Below are 16,061 nucleotides of genomic sequence, written 5' to 3' on the forward strand. Positions count from 1 at the left end.
CCCTTATCTGGTACCGGTAGAACCGACCCGAGGGGCCGGCGATGCTGAACTGTATTAACTCTATGACAGAGGAGCGCCGGAATGGACGAACGGGCGGTGCGTGGTGCGACTTCCCCGCACCCCACACCACCCGCTGCCGACGCTACATTAGTGCGAAATCGCCTGTGGCTTGATCTTACGCGGCGTAAGCACCTCGTCGATCAGGCCGTAGGCCTTTGCTTCCTCTGCCGTCATGTAGAGGTCGCGTTCGATGTCGTTTCCGACTTCCTCCTCGGACTTGTTGCTGTGCCCGGCAAGGGTGGTCTCCAACCAGGAGCGCATGCGCATGACTTCTTCGGCCTGGATCTGCAGGTCCGACGCGGTGCCGCGTTCGCCGCCGCCCATTGCCGGCTGGTGGATCAGGATGCGGGCGTTGGGAAGCGCGAGGCGCTTGCCCGGTGCACCGCCTGCGAGCAACACGGCGGCGGCGCTGGCTGCCTGGCCGAGGCACACGGTCTGGACCTCGGGGCGGATGAACTGCATCGTGTCGTAGATGGCCGTCATTGCCGTGAACGAGCCACCCGGGGAGTTGATGTACAGCGTGATGTCGCGTTCCGGGTCCATGGACTCGAGAACGAGCAACTGGGCCATGACGTCGTCGGCCGAGGCATCGTCGACCTGTGCACCGAGGAAGATGATGCGGTCTTCAAAGAGCTTCGCGTACGGATCCTGGCGCTTGAACCCGTAGGGGGTGCGCTCCTCGAACTGCGGAAGGATGTAGCGTGCCGAGGGCATTTCGCCGGAGGTGGCGTGCGGGGTGAAATTCATCGTTTCTCCTGGGAAATCAGTTGGGTCTGCTGGATTCCGTCGCGTTACTTCGCGACCCCGCCGCCACCGGAGACGATGCCGGAGGACTGGGCGATGTGGTCAAAGAAGCCGTATTCGAGGCCCTCGGTGGCCGTGAACCACTTGTCGCGCTCGTTGTCCTTGAGGATGGTGTCAACGGTCTGGCCGGTCTGTGCCGCGGTCAGCTCGCTCATGACCTTCTTCATGTGAAGGATCAGTTCCGCCTGGATGCGGATGTCCGAAGCCGTGCCGCCGATGCCGCCGGAAGGCTGGTGCATCAGGATGCGGGCGTTCGGGGTGGCGTAGCGCTTGCCCGGGGTGCCCGAGGAGAGCAGGAACTGTCCCATGGATGCGGCAAGGCCGGTTGCCACGGTCACCACGTCGTTCGGGATGTACTGCATGGTGTCGTAGATCGCCATGCCCGCGGTGATGGATCCGCCCGGGGAGTTGATGTACAGGTAGATATCCTTCTCCGGGTCCTCCGCGGAGAGCAGGAGCAGCTGCGAGCAAATGGCGTTCGCATTGTCGTCTCGGACTTCCGAGCCGAGCCAGATGATCCGCTCCTTGAGGAGTCGATTGTAGATGTAGTCCTCACGTGCGGCCGGGTCTACCGAAGCCATCGTGGGAGTGCGGGAGTCACTGGACATGTTCTGATACCTCTCCGTGATGCCGTGCCCCGATGTTCTGTCCGTCGGGCCACTGGCTCTTTACTTCTTTGAACATTACTGCCTTGGCAAGCGACTTTGGGAGCTCAACGGCAGCTGTTCGCTGTCGGCGCATGGGTCGCAGACGGTGTGTGCGCCCTCGGCGAAAACCCCTGTGCCGTGGGCTTAAAGAACAATCGCGGGGCCACACATGGTGACCCCGCGATCGGGAAAAGCTACCGCCGGGGCGGTGCAGGAGTTACTCTGCGGATGCTGCCGAAGCCGAGGAGGCGGAGGAAGCGGACGATGCCGAGGAAGCGGAGTCCTCGTCGCCCTCTGCGCTGACGAACGAGCTCAGGTCAACGACGTTGCCCTTGGAGTCGGTGACCACTGCCAGTTCCAGGACCTTTGCAAGTGCCTTGCGGCGGCGAACTTCGCCAACCAGCATCGGGACCTGGCCGGCACCGTCGAGCATCTGCGCGAACTGGTTCGGATCCATGCCGTACTGGCTTGCGGTCTGGACGATGTAGTCGATCAGTTCGGACTGGGCAACGCCAATCTTCTCTGCTTCGGCAACGGCGTCGAGAACGATCTCGTTCTTGAAGGCCTTTTCGGTGTTCTCGCGAACCTCGGTGCGGTGCTCTTCGGTGTCGTGCTCTTCACCTTCGTTGTGGGCACCCTGTTCGAAGTGCTGCTCAACCTGCTCGGTGATGACGGATTCCGGAACCGGAACCTCGACGAGAGCCAGCAGCTTCTCCAGAACGAGGTCGCGGGCGGCAACGCCCTGCTCCATGACCTTGGACTCTGCGGCGTCCTTGGCGAGGGATTCGCGCAGTTCGGCCATGGTGTCGAACTCGGAAGCCAGCTGAGCAAAGTCGTCGTTGGCCTCGGGAAGCTCGCGCTCCTTGACGGCGGTAACGGTGACCTTGACCTGTGCGTCGGCACCTGCGTGCTCGCCGCCGGCCAGCTTGGTCTCGAAGGTTGCATCCTCGCCGGCGGACAGGCCGGTAACGGCCTCGTCCATGCCCTCAAGCATGGTGCCCGAGCCAACCTGGTAGGAAAGGCCGGTAGCGGAGTCGATCTCTTCGCCGTCAACGCTGGCAACCAGGTCAAGGGTGATGAAGTCCTGGTCGGCGGCCGGGCGCTCGATGGTCTTCAGCGTGCCGAAGCGGCCGCGCAGGTCCTCGAGTGCCTTTTCGATGTCGTCTTCGCCGGCTTCGAGGGCTTCAACGGTAACTTCGAGGCCCTTGTATTCCGGGAGCTCGATGCTCGGACGGATGTCGATCTCGACCTGGAAGGCAAGCTGGCCCTCGCCGGCGGTCTCTGCGGACGGGGTCTCGGTGATTTCCACCTCGGGACGCGACAGCGGAACGATCTCGTTCTCGGTCACGGCCTGCTGGTAGTAGGTGTTCATGCCCTCGTTGATAGCGGTCTCCAGGACGTAGCCACGGCCCACGCGCTGATCAATCATGCGGGACGGTACCTTGCCGGCACGGAAGCCGGGAACCTGGATCTGCTTGGCGATGGTCTTGTAAGCCTCATCAATGCGCGGCTTCAATTCCTCGTAGGGAACTTCAACGGTGAGCTTGACCCGGGTAGGGTTGAGGGTTTCGACGGCGCTCTTCACAGCGTTGTACTCCTGGTGTCTGGGGTTTGGTCTAACTGGACTTCAACCCCGCAACGGCATCCGTTGCGGGGTTGAAGGTACAGAGTCGGGGTGACAGGATTCGAACCTGCGACCTCACGCTCCCAAAGCGCGCGCTCTAGCCAAGCTGAGCTACACCCCGATTAGTGCAGAAACATTCTATGCAGAACCTGCGTGTTTCCACTAATCGGCCCGTCAACCAGAAGTTTGGATTTCGTCGACGGCGCGGAACAAACATACTAGGAGTTGGCCGAAAACCCAATTCGGGTATTGCTTCCGCGGAATCCCGGTGAACACTTGGAGAAAATCCCGGTTTGACGGCCCAAAAACGCGGCTCTCCCCCGCTTGCGGCGCTCAAAACATTGATTTCCCATGCTTTTCAACGCCGCATGTGACGAGGATTACCGTGCCGGATGCGGTGTTGATCCCAGGTTGCCGCCACCCCCAGCCTCGGCGCCGGGGACGGGTGCCGCCGGCAGTTCACGAAGCATCCGGACCACGCCGTAGATGATGAGTCCCTGGCCAATCGTGTAGGTGGCCATGATGACCAGGTCGATCTGCCAAAAATCGAACCCCGGCACGAAGAGGTCAAGGGACAGGACGGAATCCGAGGCCACGAACAGCGCCGAACCCCATGCCGTTGCGCCGTTGCCTGCGCTTCCCAGCGCGGCCATCGTCAGGATCAGCGATGCATAGACGGCGACGGCCGGAGCCATGGCTCCGGCGTGGGGAAGCACCGCGGACAGGATGGCAAGGACCAAGGGCAGGTAGAGCAACGTCCATTTCCGGGCCTGGCCCAACCGCAGCCCCAGGCCCCATGAGAAGAGGACGATGTAGGCGAGGTGCGCGACGGCAAAGGCGCCCAGTCCCCGCAGGAATTCCTCGCCGCCCAGGTCCGAGTTGTCCCCGAGGCTGGATCCGAGCAAAGCCGTGGCCCCCAAGGCCGTTGTCAGCCAGGTACCGCGTGGCACCGTCAGCAGGAATGCCAGCAGCAAGGCCAGCATCAGCCAGGCCTTCGTCCAGCTTGCCAGGGCCTCTGCGCCGGTGGCCTGGGCATACAGGTGCAGAAGGGTCAATATCCCGAAGGGCGCGTAGGGCCAGCGCGGCACCCGGTCCGGGGCTGTGAATCTGAGCATGGAAGAACCCTATGCCGCCCGTTCGCGGGTGGGCCGCTGCAAAACGGCCGGTTGCACGAAAAAGCGGCCCGGTTTCCATGGAAACCGGGCCGCTCGTTGGAGGGGATGACGGGAATCGAACCCGCGTAATCAGTTTGGAAGACTGAGGCTTTACCATTAAGCTACATCCCCGTGTTGTTTCACCTCGTCGGTGGCAACGGATAAAACCTTAGCACCACATTTCCGCACTGTGCAAATCGGCGCTTCCAACCGCCCCGATCCTTGTCACCGCGCAAGTACGCACGTCCGGCCGACCTAGCGGGAGGCGCGCCGGCGGGCCTTGGGCTGGCATCCGGGGCACCAGTAGAGCTTCCGGCCGGCGACCTCCGCCAAGGCGATCCCGGCATCGCACACCCGGCATTGCAGGTTTTGGCGCTGGTAGGTGTAGTAGGCGTCGTCCGGCCAGAGGGGGCCGGTGCCGGTGCGGTCGCCGGGTCGGGTGGTGATGATCTTCCCCATCCGCACACCGTCCTCCATGATGGACACGATGTCGTCCCACAGGGCGGCGGCGCGGGGCGCGGAGAGCTGGTTGCACGGCATGAACGGGTCGATGTTGCAGCGGAAGAGCGTCTCGGCGCGGTAGATGTTGCCGACGCCTGCCAGCAGTCCCTGGTCCATCAGCGCGGTCCCGATCGGGGTCTTCTTCTTTGACAGGCGGGTGACGAATTCCACCTGTGCGGCCCGCGCATCCTCGGCAACCTCGGCGCGCGAACCGCGGCCCTTGGCCAGGTTGAATTCCCCGGCCGCGGCGGTGAGCGGGTCGGGTCCGAGCTTGGCGCGGACGACAGCCGCCTGCTCCTCGGTGAGTACCTCGCAGGCCGTGGGGCCGCGCAGGTCCGCCCAGCCGTGGGCGGAGACCATCCGGGCGCGGACCTGGCCCACGGGTTCCGGCGGGCCGTCGTAGGGCTGCCCGTCGGTCGAGGAAGCCTGCTCCGACTCCCCCACGCGGCGGGGTGCGCCGATCGAGGAAGCCCCGGAGAAGTGCCCGTCTCCCCCGAAACTCCAGGCGCCGTAGAGCCCCAGGTGCACGCGCAGGACCAGGTCGTTCCCGAAGCCCAGGAAGAGTTGCTTGCCATGGGCGTGCGAAGAGAGCAGATGCTGCCCGTCGATCAGCTTCGCGGCGGGCGCGAACCGTCCCTGCGGCGAGGACACGGCAAGGACCTGCCCGCCAAAGACGTCGTCGAACTGGCGGGCAAGTCGATGTACCGAGTGGCCTTCTGGCATGTTTCTGTGCGGTCCGGCGCGGCGGTGCGGCCCGGTTAGGCCACGACCTCGCCGGTGGTCTCGTAGGTGGCGATCTTGCCGATGCGGCGGATGTGGCGCTCGACGTTGGAGAACGGCTCGTTCAGGAACGCCTCGATGATGCCGGTGGCTTCCTCGAGGGAGTGCTGGCGGCCGCCCACGGCCACAACGTTGGCGTTGTTGTGTTCGCGGGCCAGTCGCGCGGTGTCCAGGTTCCAGGCCAGCGCCGCGCGGATGCCGACGACCTTGTTGGCCGCGATCTGTTCTCCGTTGCCCGAGCCGCCGAGCACGATGCCCAGGGAGTCGAGGCCCTCGGCCTGGTCCGCCACGACGGCCAGGGCGGCGTTGATGCAGAAGGAGGGGTAGTCGTCCTCGGCGTCGTAGGCGGTCGGACCGTGGTCGACCATCTCGTAGCCCCTGGCCGCGAGGTGCTCGATGAGGTGGGCGCTGAGCTCGAGGCCGGCGTGGTCGGTGGCGATGTGAACGCGCATGTGACAAGTCCTTAGACGCTTGTGGGGAAAGTTCGGCTCCAGTTTATCCGCACCCTCGGGACGACGCTAAGTTCGTGACACCTGGATCGGGGGCCCGTGGGCAGGCGGTGCGGCGGGGCACTGCGGAGAGGGACCGCCCCCCCCGTGGTCCGTGGCGCATGACGATTTTCGTCCGACAGGTGGTTCACACTTGCGGCCCGGTGGGGTCGTGGTGAGAGAATGGGCACATTGTTCAAGGTTTGCTTCACACCTGCGGTCCGGGTGCGTGCGGCCCGTCGAACACGCAGTCGAACCACCCATGCCGCATTTCCCGACCGAAAGGTGCCTGAGCCGACCATGCCAGGAATGAACCTCACCCGCGAAGAAGCACAGACCCGCGCGGAACTCGTCAGCGTCGATTCCTACGAGGTCGCGCTGGACCTCACCGGGTCGGACACCGTCTTCGGATCCCGCACCACCGTGCGCTTCGGCGCCGTGCCGGGATCCAGCACCTTCATCGACGCCGTGACCGCGGGCGTGCGCTCGGTGAACCTCAACGGCGTCGAACTCGACCCGGCCGTGGTTTCCGACGGCGTGCGCATCGCGCTTCCGGACCTCGCGGCCGAGAACGTCCTGGTCGTCGACGCCGACGCGCTGTACATGAACACCGGCGAGGGCCTGCACCGCTTCGTGGACCCCGTCGACGGGGAGGTCTACCTCTACTCGCAGTTCGAGGTTCCCGACTCCCGCCGGATGTTCGCCGTCTTCGAGCAGCCCGACCTGAAAGCCACCTTCGCCTTCACCGTCACCGCGCCGGAACACTGGGACGTCATCTCCAACTCCACCACCCCGGAGCCCGTCCCCGCCCACGAGGGAGCCAAGACCTGGGCCTTCGCCCCGACCGCGCGCATCTCCTCCTACATCACCGCGCTCGTCGCGGGCCCGTACCGCGCCGTGCGCTCCGAGCTGACCAGCAGCGACGGCCGCACCATCCCGCTGGGCGTCTTCGCCCGCGCCTCGCTCATGGAGCACCTGGACGCGGAGAACATCTTCACGCTCACCCGCCAGGGCTTCGAGTTCTTCGAGGCGCAGTTCGGCACCCCGTACCCGTTCGAGAAGTACGACCAGCTCTTCGTGCCGGAGTTCAACGCCGGCGCCATGGAAAACGCCGGCGCCGTGACGTTCCTCGAGTCCTACGTCTTCCGTTCCCGCCCGACCGAAGCCATGGTGGAACGCCGCGCCATCACCGTGCTGCACGAACTCGCGCACATGTGGTTCGGCGACCTGGTGACCATGCGCTGGTGGAACGACCTGTGGCTGAACGAGTCGTTCGCCGAGTTCATGTCCACGCTGGCCGCCGCGCAGAACACCGAGTTCACGCAGTCCTGGACCACGTTCAACATCATGGAGAAGACCTGGGCCTACCGCCAGGACCAGCTGCCCTCCACGCACCCGATCGTCGCCGAGATCAAGGACCTCGAGGACGTGCAGGTCAACTTCGACGGGATCACCTACGCCAAGGGCGCCTCCGTGCTGCGCCAGCTTGTCGCCTGGGTCGGCCAGGAACAGTTCATGGCCGGCGTGCGCAGCTACTTCGCCAAGCACTCCTGGAAGAACACCGAGCTGCCGGACCTCATGCGCGAGCTCGAGGATGCCTCCGGCCGCGACCTGGCCAAGTGGTCCGAGCAGTGGCTGGAGACCGCCGGGGTCAACACCCTGCGTGCACAGATCTCCACCGACGACAACGGAACCATCACCGGGTTCGAGATCACCCAGGGCGCCGTCGCCGAACACCCGGTGATCCGCCCGCACCGCCTGGCCGTCGGCTTCTACGACTTCGACGAGGCCGGCAAGCTGGTACGCGTGCACCGCGAGGAACTCGACGTCGCCGGCGATTCCACCACCGTCGAGGCCCTCATCGGGCTCAAGCGCCCGGCGCTCGTGCTGGTCAACGACGACGACCTGGCCTACGCCAAGATCCGCCTGGACGAGGACTCGCTGGCCACCGCCACCAACCACCTCAAGGACTTCGCCTCCTCGCTGCCGCGCACGCTGGTCTGGGGTGCCGCCTGGGATGCGGCGCGCGACGCCGAAACCCCGGCGCGCGCCTACGTCGACCTGGTGCTTAACAACATCGGCCACGAGTCCGACTCCTCGGTGGTCATGGTGCTGCTGCGCCAGCTGAACACCGCCCTGGACTTCTACGTCGACCGCTCGGTCGCCGCGGAGGCGGGAACCCGCGCCGCGGACCGCCTCTGGGAGCTGGCCAACGAGGCGGCGGCGGGCTCGGACTCGCAGCTGCAGTTCGCCAAGGCCTTCGCCCTGCGCGCCGGCTCGCCCGCACAGCTTGATTCCGTCGCCGCGCTGCTTGAAGGCACGCTGGTGCTCGAGGGCCTCGAGGTCGACGCCGACCTGCGCTGGGAGCTGCTCTCCTCGCTCGCCGCCGGTGGCCGCGCGGGAGTGCCGGAAATCGACGCCGAGCTGGCGCGCGACAACACGGCCAACGGCCAGCAGGCCGCACAGGCCGCACGCGCCGCCATCCCGACGGCCGAGGCCAAGGCCGCCGCGTGGCACGCCATCCTGGACGGGGAACTCTCCAACCTCGAGCAGCGCGCCGCGATCGCCGGCTTCAACCGCGTGCACGACGCCTCGCTGATCGCCGGCTACACCGGCACCTACTTCGAGGCGGCCCGCACCGCGTGGGACACCAAGAGCTACGAGATCGCCCAGCAGATCGTCGTCGGACTCTACCCCGCCGCGCAGACCAGCCAGGGGACCCTGGATGCGACGGACGCGTTCCTGGCGACGCTCGATGACGGCTCGCGCGCGCTGCGCCGCCTGGTCCTCGAGGCCCGCGACGGCGTCGTCCGCTCCCTGGCCGCCCAGGCAGCCGACAAGTAGCACCCGGCGCCATCGCCGGAAGGGGGTCGTGCGGGCAACCATCCCGCACGGCCCCCTCGCGCCTTGTCACGAGTTGCGTCCGCCGGGCGCACCTGGAAGAGAATGGAACCATGAACCTGGCACTGCACAACTACTCCGTCTCCATCCACTGGACCGGCAACCGCGGGGCGGGCACCTCCAGCTACCGCGGCTACGGCCGCGACCACGTGGTCTCCGCCGCGGGGCTCCCGGACCTCCCGGGCACCGCCGACCCGACCTTCCACGGCGACCGCGACCGCTGGAACCCCGAACAGCTGCTGCTCGCGGCGCTGAGCCAGTGCCACATGCTCTCCTACCTGCACGTGGCGGTGAAGCACGGCGTGGTGGTCACCGGGTACGACGGCGCCGCCACGGGCACGCTGCGGCTGAACCGCGACGGCAGCGGCGAGTTCCTTGAGGCCACCCTGCACCCGGTGGTGGAGCTGGCCGACGAATCCCAGCGCGGGCTTGCCGATTCGCTGCACCACGAGGCCAACTCGGTGTGCTTCATCGCCCGCAGCGTCAACTTCCCCGTGCGCCACGCGCCGCTCGCCCCCGGGTCCTGAACCGTGCCTCGCACCGGGCCCGGGGAGGGACAGGGCACCGTCGAACGCCTCACGCGGCGGCTGCTCCCGCACGTCGAGGAGGGCCGGGCCGCCGGCCAGCAGGCCTACATGAAGAGCCGGCAGCCGTTCCTCGGCGTGCGGGTTCCCCAGGTCCGCGCCGCCACCCGGGAGTTTGCCGCGGAGGCGGGGCTGGACACCGCCGCGGCCAGGCTGGGCGCGGCCACCGAGCTGTGGGAAAACGCCACGCACCGCGAGCACTGGTACGCCGCGGCGGAACTCTGCGCGCACCGGGTGTGCCGGGGCAGGCCGGAGTTCCTGCAGCTCTACGAACGCATGATCGTCGAGGGCGCCTGGTGGGACATCGTGGACGGCTGCTCCCGACGCTACGGGGAAACCCTGCTGGCCCACCCCGGGATCGTCGAGCCGATGCTGCGGGAGTGGGCCACCGACGACTTCATGTGGAAGCGGCGCATGGCGATGATCGCGCAGCTGCACCTGGGTGCCCGGACGGACACCGCGCTGCTTGACCACGCGCTGGCCAGCAACCTCGACGACCCGGAGTTCTTCATCCGCAAGGCCCTGGGCTGGTCGCTGCGCCAGTATGCAAGGACCGACCCGGACTGGGTGCTCGCTTGGGTCGATGCGCACCGGGAGCGGCTCAGCGGGCTCTCGCTGCGCGAGGCCACGAAGCACCTGGGCGGCTGAGCGCCCTGCCCCGTCGGCGGCGCCCGCCCACGCCCTGCGCGAAAGCCCGCACCGCGGTGCCGGGAAACCGGGGATAATTGAGGAACCGACGCCGGGCAGGACCGGCAGCTGAAAGGACCCGAGCCACCGTGAACGAGAACCAGGCCGAAGCAGCCACCGCCCCGAAGCCCGTGCTGCTGCCCACCGACACCCCCTTGGGAATGCCTCTGGGGCAGTTGCGCCCTGTCGGCGCCTCGCTGGGCAACCAGTTGCCGGAGGGCAAGCTCTCCCCCAATGACGACCACGACCCCGCCGCCTACGAGGGAACGTTCTACGCCCAGGTCGGCGGCCGCGAGACCTTCGCCAAGCTGACCGAGAAGTTCTACGAATCCGTGGCCGCAGATCCCGAGTTCCGCGCCATGTACCCGGAGGAGGACCTGCGCCCGGCGGCAATGCGCCTGCAGCTGTTCCTCGAGCAGTACTGGGGCGGGCCCAAGACATACGGCGAACGCCGCGGCCACCCGCGCCTGCGCATGCGCCACCACCCGTACACGATCAACTCGCACAACCGCGATGCCTGGCTCAGGCACATGCGCTACGCGCTCGATGCGCTGGCACTTCCGCCGCTGCAGGAGGAAACCCTCTGGGACTACTTCGACCGCGCCGCCCACTCGCTGGTGAACGCCGCGGACTAGCCGCGGACCAGGGGGCTCGCGCCGCTGCGCACGGCCGGCACAGGCGGGGCCGTCCGGGGAACCCGGCTAGCCCAGCACGCCGCCCTGGCGGGCCACGATGTTCCCTCCGGTGCTGCCCAGGCGCAGCCAGCCGCCGGAGCCGAAGAGCACCGAGGTCGCACCCGGGCGCAGGAAGCCCAGCGCCTGCGCGCCGAAGGCCATGCCCAGCGGCATCGAAACCTCCATGTCGCGCATGGGCGTGGCCCAGATGCGCGAGCGCACCGTGGCGAGCACCGGTTTGCCGGCGTTCTCCGGCAATGCCTGCGCCACGGCACCCATGCCCTCGGCGGCGCGCTCAAGCAGCACGTCATCGGGGATCTCGGCTAGCCGCTCCCAGCCTCCGCGCGGCACCTGCCGCCCCGCCCAGGACGCGCCGACCTCGACCGGCGGCATGACAAGGTCCAGCGAGCCGGCACCCAGCCGGGCCAGCCGCTCGGTCATCGCGGAGATCGGGTACACGCCCTCGGCCCGCGCCGGGCCGCCCAGCGCCACGGCGCGCATGCCCAGGATGGTGGGGACGGCATCCCCGAGGTTTTCCGGGAAGAGCACCGGCACGTAGAGGGCCAGCACGTTCCCCGACGCCTGCGCCAGCACCGCCCCGTCGTCGATCGAGCGGGCGCGCGCAAGGAAGGTCCCGAGGTCCGCCACGGTTTCCGGGTCTGTCAGTACAACTGTTTCACTGGCCATGCCTTCCATACTTTCATGCCGCGGGCACCGGGCGGCACTGTGCGTACCCGTGTGAATCTTCACGTTTCGCGCAATTCGGCGCCGCGGCACGGGCCTGGTGCGCCCCGGGGGCGATAGTGTCTAACCAGACCACTTTTGCGCAAGGGAGCCCGCGTGAGCACACCGAACACCACCACTGAGACCCTGCTGGAGCTTTTGTCCCTCAAGGGCGGCAGCGAGGCCCGCACCGACGAGGACATTTTCGTCGGACACACCCCGCCACAGGCCCGCGACAGGGTCTTCGGCGGCCAGGTGCTGGGCCAGTCCGTCATGGCCGCCTACCGGACCCTGGAGGGCGACCGCCCGATCCACTCGATGCACGGGTACTTCCTGCGTGCCGGCGACGCCCGGCTGCCCATCACCTTCGGCGTGCAGCGCCTGCGCGACGGGCGCTCGTTCTCCGCGCGCCGCGTGCACGCCTACCAGAACGGCGTGCCGATCCTCTCGATGATCGCCTCCTTCCAGGAGCACTCCGAGGGCCTTGACCACCAGGACGCCATGCCGCAGGGCGTGCCGGATCCGGAGACGCTGCCGACGACCGCGGACCTGATCGGCGAGATCGACCACCCGGTGGCCCAGGAGTTCGCCTACAACAGGCCCTTCGATATCCGCTATGTCGGGGAACCGCTGTACTTCCAGCAGCCCAGCGACCGCCGGGCCGTGAACGCCGTCTGGATGAAGACCACCGCGCCGATGCCCGACGATGACGCGTTGCACCGCGCGGCCCTGGCCTACGCCAGCGACTACACGCTGCTGGAGCCGATCCTGCGCCGCCACGGGCTGACCTGGATCACCCGCGGCATGTCGGTGGCGAGCCTCGACCACGCCATGTGGTGGCACCGCCCGTTCCGCGTCGACGAGTGGCTGCTCTACGTCCAGGAGTCCCCCAGCGCCTCGGGCGCCCGCGGCCTGGGCACCGGGCGCATCTTCAACCGCGCCGGCCAGCTTGTCGCCTCGGTCGCCCAGGAGGGCATGCTCCGCCTGCCGGCCGACGACTAGGGCCCCGGCACCAACGGCAACGGCCCGGCCCGCTGGAAATCCAGTAGGCCGGGCCGTTGTCTTGACCGGTATTAGTCGCGGGTCAGGCGGCGGTGGGTGACGCGGTGCGGCTTTGCAGCCTCCGGGCCCAGTCGCTCGACCTTGTTCGCTTCGTAGGATTCGAAGTTGCCCTCGTACCAGTACCAGTTCGCCGGGTTCTCATCCGTGCCCTCGTAGGCCAGGATGTGGGTGGCGACCCGGTCCAGGAACCAGCGGTCGTGCGAGACGACCACGGCGCAGCCGGGGAACTCGAGCAACGCGTTTTCCAGCGAGGACAGGGTTTCGACGTCGAGATCGTTGGTGGGCTCATCGAGGAGCAGCAGGTTGCCGCCCTGCTTGAGGGTCAGCGCCAGGTTCAGGCGGTTGCGCTCACCGCCGGAAAGCACACCTGCCTTCTTCTGCTGGTCCGGGCCCTTGAAGCCGAACGCCGAGACGTAGGCGCGGGACGGAACCTCGACCTGGCCGACGTGCATGTAGTCGAGGCCGTCGGAGACGACCTCCCACAGCGACTTGTTCGGGTCGATGCCGCCGCGGTTCTGGTCGACGTAGGAGATCTTCACGGTCTCGCCGACCTGCAGGTTGCCGCCGTCCAGCGGTTCCATGCCGACGATGGTCTTGAACAGCGTGGACTTGCCGACGCCGTTGGGGCCGATGACGCCCACGATGCCGTTGCGCGGTAGCGAGAAGGACAGGTTGTCGATCAACACGCGGTCGTCGAAGCCCTTCTTCAGGTCCTTGGCCTCGATGACCACGGAGCCCAGGCGGGGACCTGCGGGGATCTGGATTTCCTCGAAGTCGAGCTTACGGGTGCGCTCGGCCTCCGAAGCCATCTCCTCGTAGCGGGCCAGACGTGCCTTCGACTTGGTCTGGCGACCCTTGGCGTTGGAGCGGACCCACTCGAGTTCCTCCGCCAGGCGCTTGGCCAGCTTGGCGTCCTTCTTGCCCTGGACCTCGAGGCGCTCACGCTTCTTCTCCAGGTAGGTGGAGTAGTTGCCCTCGTACGGGATCAGGCGTCCGCGGTCGACCTCGGCGATCCACTGGGCCACGTGGTCCAGGAAGTAGCGGTCGTGGGTCACGGCCAGGACTGCACCGTGGTAGGCCTGCAGGTGCTGCTCGAGCCACAGCACGGACTCGGCGTCCAAGTGGTTGGTGGGCTCGTCAAGCAGCAGCAGGTCCGGCTTCTGCAGGAGCAGTTTGCACAGTGCGACGCGACGACGTTCACCACCGGAAAGGTGGGTCACATCGGAGTCTCCCGGCGGGCACTGCAGCGCGTCCATCGCCTGCTCGAGCTGGGAGTCGATGTCCCAGGCGTCGGCAGCGTCGATGGCTTCCTGCAGGTGGCCCATTTCCTCGAGCAGCGCGTCGAAGTCGGCACCGTCTTGTGCCATCTCCTCGGAGATCTGGTTGTAGCGCGTGATCTTTTCGTAGATCTCGCCGACGCCTTCCTGGACGTTGCCCAGGACCGTCTTTTCTTCGTTCAGCGGCGGCTCCTGCAGCAGGATGCCGACGCTGTATCCGTCGCTGAGGCGCGCCTCGCCGTTGGAGGGCGTGTCCAGCCCCGCCATGATCTTCAGGATGGTCGACTTGCCGGCACCGTTAGGACCCACAACGCCGATTTTTGCGCCTGGGTAGAACGACATGCTGACATCGTCGAGAATGACTTTGTCGCCAACGGCCTTGCGAGCCTTGGTCATCGTGTAAATGAATTCCGCCATGCCCTCAAGGCTAGTGCCTTGGGGAGTCTTCCTCACAATTTCCACCGGTGAGTTTCGGTGGGTCTGCCATGTTCTTGGGCACAGTGGCGGCCAAGACCCCGGTCCGGGGGCTTGGCCGCCCGCTTTCACGCGGCGTCGGTGTCGGCTTCGCCGGTGCTTTCCGCATCGTTTTCGGGCCAGCCGGTGGCGGTGAATTCTTCTTCCTGCTCCCCCGCACGCCCGTGCGGATGGCGTCCCCGCGACCCGCGGACCGCCCCGTCCTCGCTGTCCTGGCGGCGCACCCGTTCGAAGGCGCTGATGCCGAATCGCAAATCGTGGCCGAGCGCGAGCGCCTCGATGTCCGCGCTGAAACCGCGGGTCCCGTCGGCTCGGTCGAACTCCCGGAGCTGGACCTTGCCGTAGACCAGGACGTGGTCGCCCATGTGGATGCTGGCCAGCATGTTCGATGCCATGGCCCTGAAACACGAGACGGTGAACCAGTTGCTGTGCACGTCGACCCACTGGCCGGTCTCGGGATCCTGCCTCCGCTCGTTGCTGACCAGCCGGAACTTGGCGATGGACGCGCCGCTGGTGCCATTGCTCAGTCGCGGTTCGGTGCCCACCACACCGCGAATCGTCACGTGGTCGGTCATGGTGTCCTCCAGGGATCTGAAGCGGCAGGGCTTTCCTGCCGCACCTGACAAGTGTGGACGCCGCGGGGCCGTGCCGTGGCAGCCACCCGGCGGGTTGTGGACAACCTCGCTGCCGGCACCCTCGGGAGGCCTCCGGCACCCCCTACCGGTGGGCAGGAAAGTGCCATAGCATGGCCCAATGCCAGACAAACACACTTCCGTCCCGCTCCGCGAACTGAACAACGGGGCCTTCATGCCCTCGATCGGCCTTGGCACCTGGCCGCTGGATGACGCGCAGGCGGGGGCCGCGGTGGTGCACGGCCTACAGGCCGGCTACCGGCTCATCGACACCGCGGAGAACTACGGGAACGAAACGGGCATCGGCGAGGGAATCGGCAGCACGTCGGTGCCCCGCGAGGAACTGTTCATCACCTCGAAGTTCAACGTGAAGTGGCATTCGGTGACGGGTGTCCGCGATGCCTGGGAAAACAGCTGCCTGCGGTTGGGCGTCGAGTACATCGACCTGTTCCTCATCCACTGGCCGAACCCCGCCGAGGGCCGCTACGTCGAGGCCTGGGAAGGGCTCGTGAAACTGCTGAAGGCCGGACGGGTGCGCGCGATCGGCACCTCGAACTTCACCACCGGGCAGCTGCAGGAACTTATCCGCGCAACGGGCGTGGTGCCGGACGTGAACCAGATCCAGCATTCCCCGTACTGGATCGACGACGAGCGCCTGGCGTTCCATGCGGGGCACGGCATCGTGACCGAGGCATGGGGTCCTTTGGGGCGCGGGCGGAACAACCTGCTGGAATCCGAGCCGGTGCTCGCTGCAGCGCACGCGCACCAGGTCACGCCCGCACAGGCGGTGTTGCGCTGGCACGTGCAGCGGGGCGTGGTTCCCATCCCCAAGAGCGCCGACCCCGGGCGCATGGCCCGGAACCTGGACGTGTTCTCGTTCGACCTGACCGATGGGCAGGTCCAAGCGATCGACACGCTGAACGGAAGCGCCGGCGCGCCGGTGTCGCCGTTCGAGTTCGGACACTAGGAACGCGGCGGCCGCCGGCCGC

General features: G+C 67.0%; 15 protein-coding genes and 2 tRNA genes. 6 read left to right on the plus strand and 11 right to left on the minus strand.

Features of this window, described 5'->3' with window-relative positions; genetic code table 11:
* Positions 1 to 147 precede the first annotated feature (147 nt).
* The 8 genes from ACSYDW_RS01085 to ACSYDW_RS01120 all read right to left on the minus strand — a co-directional run bounded on the left by ACSYDW_RS01085 (position 148) and on the right by ACSYDW_RS01120 (position 6,022).
* The gene (locus tag ACSYDW_RS01085) at positions 148 to 807 is read right to left on the minus strand and encodes an ATP-dependent Clp protease proteolytic subunit (RefSeq protein WP_438336855.1); all 660 of its coding nucleotides are present in this window, start codon (positions 805 to 807) and stop codon (positions 148 to 150) included.
* A gap of 44 nt (positions 808 to 851) precedes the next feature.
* Complete coding sequence (locus ACSYDW_RS01090; protein ID WP_438337314.1) at positions 852 to 1,445, minus strand: ATP-dependent Clp protease proteolytic subunit; 594 nt, start codon at positions 1,443 to 1,445, stop codon at positions 852 to 854.
* A gap of 283 nt (positions 1,446 to 1,728) precedes the next feature.
* Complete coding sequence (tig, locus tag ACSYDW_RS01095; protein WP_438336856.1) at positions 1,729 to 3,096, minus strand: trigger factor; 1,368 nt, start codon at positions 3,094 to 3,096, stop codon at positions 1,729 to 1,731.
* A gap of 85 nt (positions 3,097 to 3,181) precedes the next feature.
* Positions 3,182 to 3,256: transfer RNA gene (locus ACSYDW_RS01100), tRNA-Pro, on the minus strand.
* A gap of 259 nt (positions 3,257 to 3,515) precedes the next feature.
* A complete protein-coding gene (locus tag ACSYDW_RS01105) occupies positions 3,516 to 4,250 on the minus strand; it encodes a lysoplasmalogenase family protein (protein ID WP_438336857.1) in 735 nt (244 codons plus the stop codon).
* 97 nt (positions 4,251 to 4,347) lie between these two features.
* Positions 4,348 to 4,421 (minus strand) — tRNA-Gly (locus ACSYDW_RS01110).
* Between the two features lie 123 nt (positions 4,422 to 4,544).
* Entirely contained in the window at positions 4,545 to 5,513 is a 969-nt protein-coding gene (locus tag ACSYDW_RS01115; RefSeq protein ID WP_438336858.1) for an Fpg/Nei family DNA glycosylase, read from the minus strand.
* Between the two features lie 35 nt (positions 5,514 to 5,548).
* Positions 5,549 to 6,022: a ribose-5-phosphate isomerase gene (locus tag ACSYDW_RS01120; RefSeq protein WP_438336859.1), complete on the minus strand. Its 474-nt coding sequence runs from the start codon at positions 6,020 to 6,022 to the stop codon at positions 5,549 to 5,551.
* A 336-nt stretch (positions 6,023 to 6,358) separates the two neighbouring features.
* Between ACSYDW_RS01120 and pepN the strand changes: the two genes are divergently transcribed.
* The 4 genes from pepN (at position 6,359) to ACSYDW_RS01140 (ending at position 10,865) form a co-directional block, all read left to right on the plus strand.
* Positions 6,359 to 8,902 (plus strand): aminopeptidase N, encoded by a 2,544-nt coding sequence (pepN, locus tag ACSYDW_RS01125; RefSeq protein WP_438336860.1) that lies wholly within the window; start codon positions 6,359 to 6,361, stop codon positions 8,900 to 8,902.
* Between the two features lie 110 nt (positions 8,903 to 9,012).
* Positions 9,013 to 9,486, plus strand: coding sequence for an OsmC family protein (locus tag ACSYDW_RS01130; protein WP_438336861.1), 474 nt, complete (start codon positions 9,013 to 9,015; stop codon positions 9,484 to 9,486).
* Positions 9,487 to 9,489: 3 nt separating this feature from the next.
* The gene (locus ACSYDW_RS01135; protein WP_438336862.1) at positions 9,490 to 10,191 is read left to right on the plus strand and encodes a DNA alkylation repair protein; all 702 of its coding nucleotides are present in this window, start codon (positions 9,490 to 9,492) and stop codon (positions 10,189 to 10,191) included.
* A 200-nt stretch (positions 10,192 to 10,391) separates the two neighbouring features.
* The gene (locus ACSYDW_RS01140; RefSeq protein WP_438337315.1) at positions 10,392 to 10,865 is read left to right on the plus strand and encodes a globin; all 474 of its coding nucleotides are present in this window, start codon (positions 10,392 to 10,394) and stop codon (positions 10,863 to 10,865) included.
* A gap of 66 nt (positions 10,866 to 10,931) precedes the next feature.
* Here ACSYDW_RS01140 and ACSYDW_RS01145 read toward each other — a convergent pair whose 3' ends face one another.
* A complete protein-coding gene (locus ACSYDW_RS01145) occupies positions 10,932 to 11,591 on the minus strand; it encodes a DUF8185 domain-containing protein (protein ID WP_438336863.1) in 660 nt (219 codons plus the stop codon).
* Between the two features lie 153 nt (positions 11,592 to 11,744).
* Between ACSYDW_RS01145 and ACSYDW_RS01150 the strand changes: the two genes are divergently transcribed.
* Positions 11,745 to 12,629, plus strand: coding sequence for an acyl-CoA thioesterase (locus ACSYDW_RS01150; protein ID WP_438336864.1), 885 nt, complete (start codon positions 11,745 to 11,747; stop codon positions 12,627 to 12,629).
* Positions 12,630 to 12,700: 71 nt separating this feature from the next.
* Here ACSYDW_RS01150 and ettA read toward each other — a convergent pair whose 3' ends face one another.
* Entirely contained in the window at positions 12,701 to 14,383 is a 1,683-nt protein-coding gene (ettA, locus tag ACSYDW_RS01155) for an energy-dependent translational throttle protein EttA (protein ID WP_438336865.1), read from the minus strand.
* A 125-nt stretch (positions 14,384 to 14,508) separates the two neighbouring features.
* Positions 14,509 to 15,015 (minus strand): single-stranded DNA-binding protein, encoded by a 507-nt coding sequence (locus tag ACSYDW_RS01160; RefSeq protein ID WP_438336866.1) that lies wholly within the window; start codon positions 15,013 to 15,015, stop codon positions 14,509 to 14,511.
* Positions 15,016 to 15,193: 178 nt separating this feature from the next.
* Here ACSYDW_RS01160 and ACSYDW_RS01165 point away from each other — a divergent pair, with 178 nt between their 5' ends.
* The gene (locus ACSYDW_RS01165) at positions 15,194 to 16,039 is read left to right on the plus strand and encodes an aldo/keto reductase (RefSeq protein WP_438336867.1); all 846 of its coding nucleotides are present in this window, start codon (positions 15,194 to 15,196) and stop codon (positions 16,037 to 16,039) included.
* The last annotated feature ends 22 nt before the right edge of the window (positions 16,040 to 16,061 follow it).

Origin of the sequence: Paeniglutamicibacter selenitireducens (assembly GCF_051550675.1) — a bacterium.
Lineage (GTDB): Bacteria > Actinomycetota > Actinomycetes > Actinomycetales > Micrococcaceae > Paeniglutamicibacter.

Bases quoted from the DNA above. Each gene is read 5' to 3' on its own strand.
- ACSYDW_RS01085 (WP_438336855.1), bottom strand. From the start codon at position 807: ATGAATTTCACCCCGCACGCCACCTCCGGCGAAATGCCCTCGGCACGC.
- ACSYDW_RS01090 (WP_438337314.1), bottom strand. From the start codon at position 1,445: ATGGCTTCGGTAGACCCGGCCGCACGTGAGGACTACATCTACAATCGA.
- ACSYDW_RS01105 (WP_438336857.1), bottom strand. From the start codon at position 4,250: ATGCTCAGATTCACAGCCCCGGACCGGGTGCCGCGCTGGCCCTACGCG.
- ACSYDW_RS01115 (WP_438336858.1), bottom strand. From the start codon at position 5,513: ATGCCAGAAGGCCACTCGGTACATCGACTTGCCCGCCAGTTCGACGAC.
- ACSYDW_RS01120 (WP_438336859.1), bottom strand. From the start codon at position 6,022: ATGCGCGTTCACATCGCCACCGACCACGCCGGCCTCGAGCTCAGCGCC.
- pepN (WP_438336860.1), top strand. From the start codon at position 6,359: ATGCCAGGAATGAACCTCACCCGCGAAGAAGCACAGACCCGCGCGGAA.
- ACSYDW_RS01130 (WP_438336861.1), top strand. From the start codon at position 9,013: ATGAACCTGGCACTGCACAACTACTCCGTCTCCATCCACTGGACCGGC.
- ACSYDW_RS01140 (WP_438337315.1), top strand. From the start codon at position 10,392: ATGCCTCTGGGGCAGTTGCGCCCTGTCGGCGCCTCGCTGGGCAACCAG.
- ACSYDW_RS01145 (WP_438336863.1), bottom strand. From the start codon at position 11,591: ATGGCCAGTGAAACAGTTGTACTGACAGACCCGGAAACCGTGGCGGAC.
- ettA (WP_438336865.1), bottom strand. From the start codon at position 14,383: ATGGCGGAATTCATTTACACGATGACCAAGGCTCGCAAGGCCGTTGGC.
- ACSYDW_RS01160 (WP_438336866.1), bottom strand. From the start codon at position 15,015: ATGACCGACCACGTGACGATTCGCGGTGTGGTGGGCACCGAACCGCGA.
- ACSYDW_RS01165 (WP_438336867.1), top strand. From the start codon at position 15,194: ATGCCAGACAAACACACTTCCGTCCCGCTCCGCGAACTGAACAACGGG.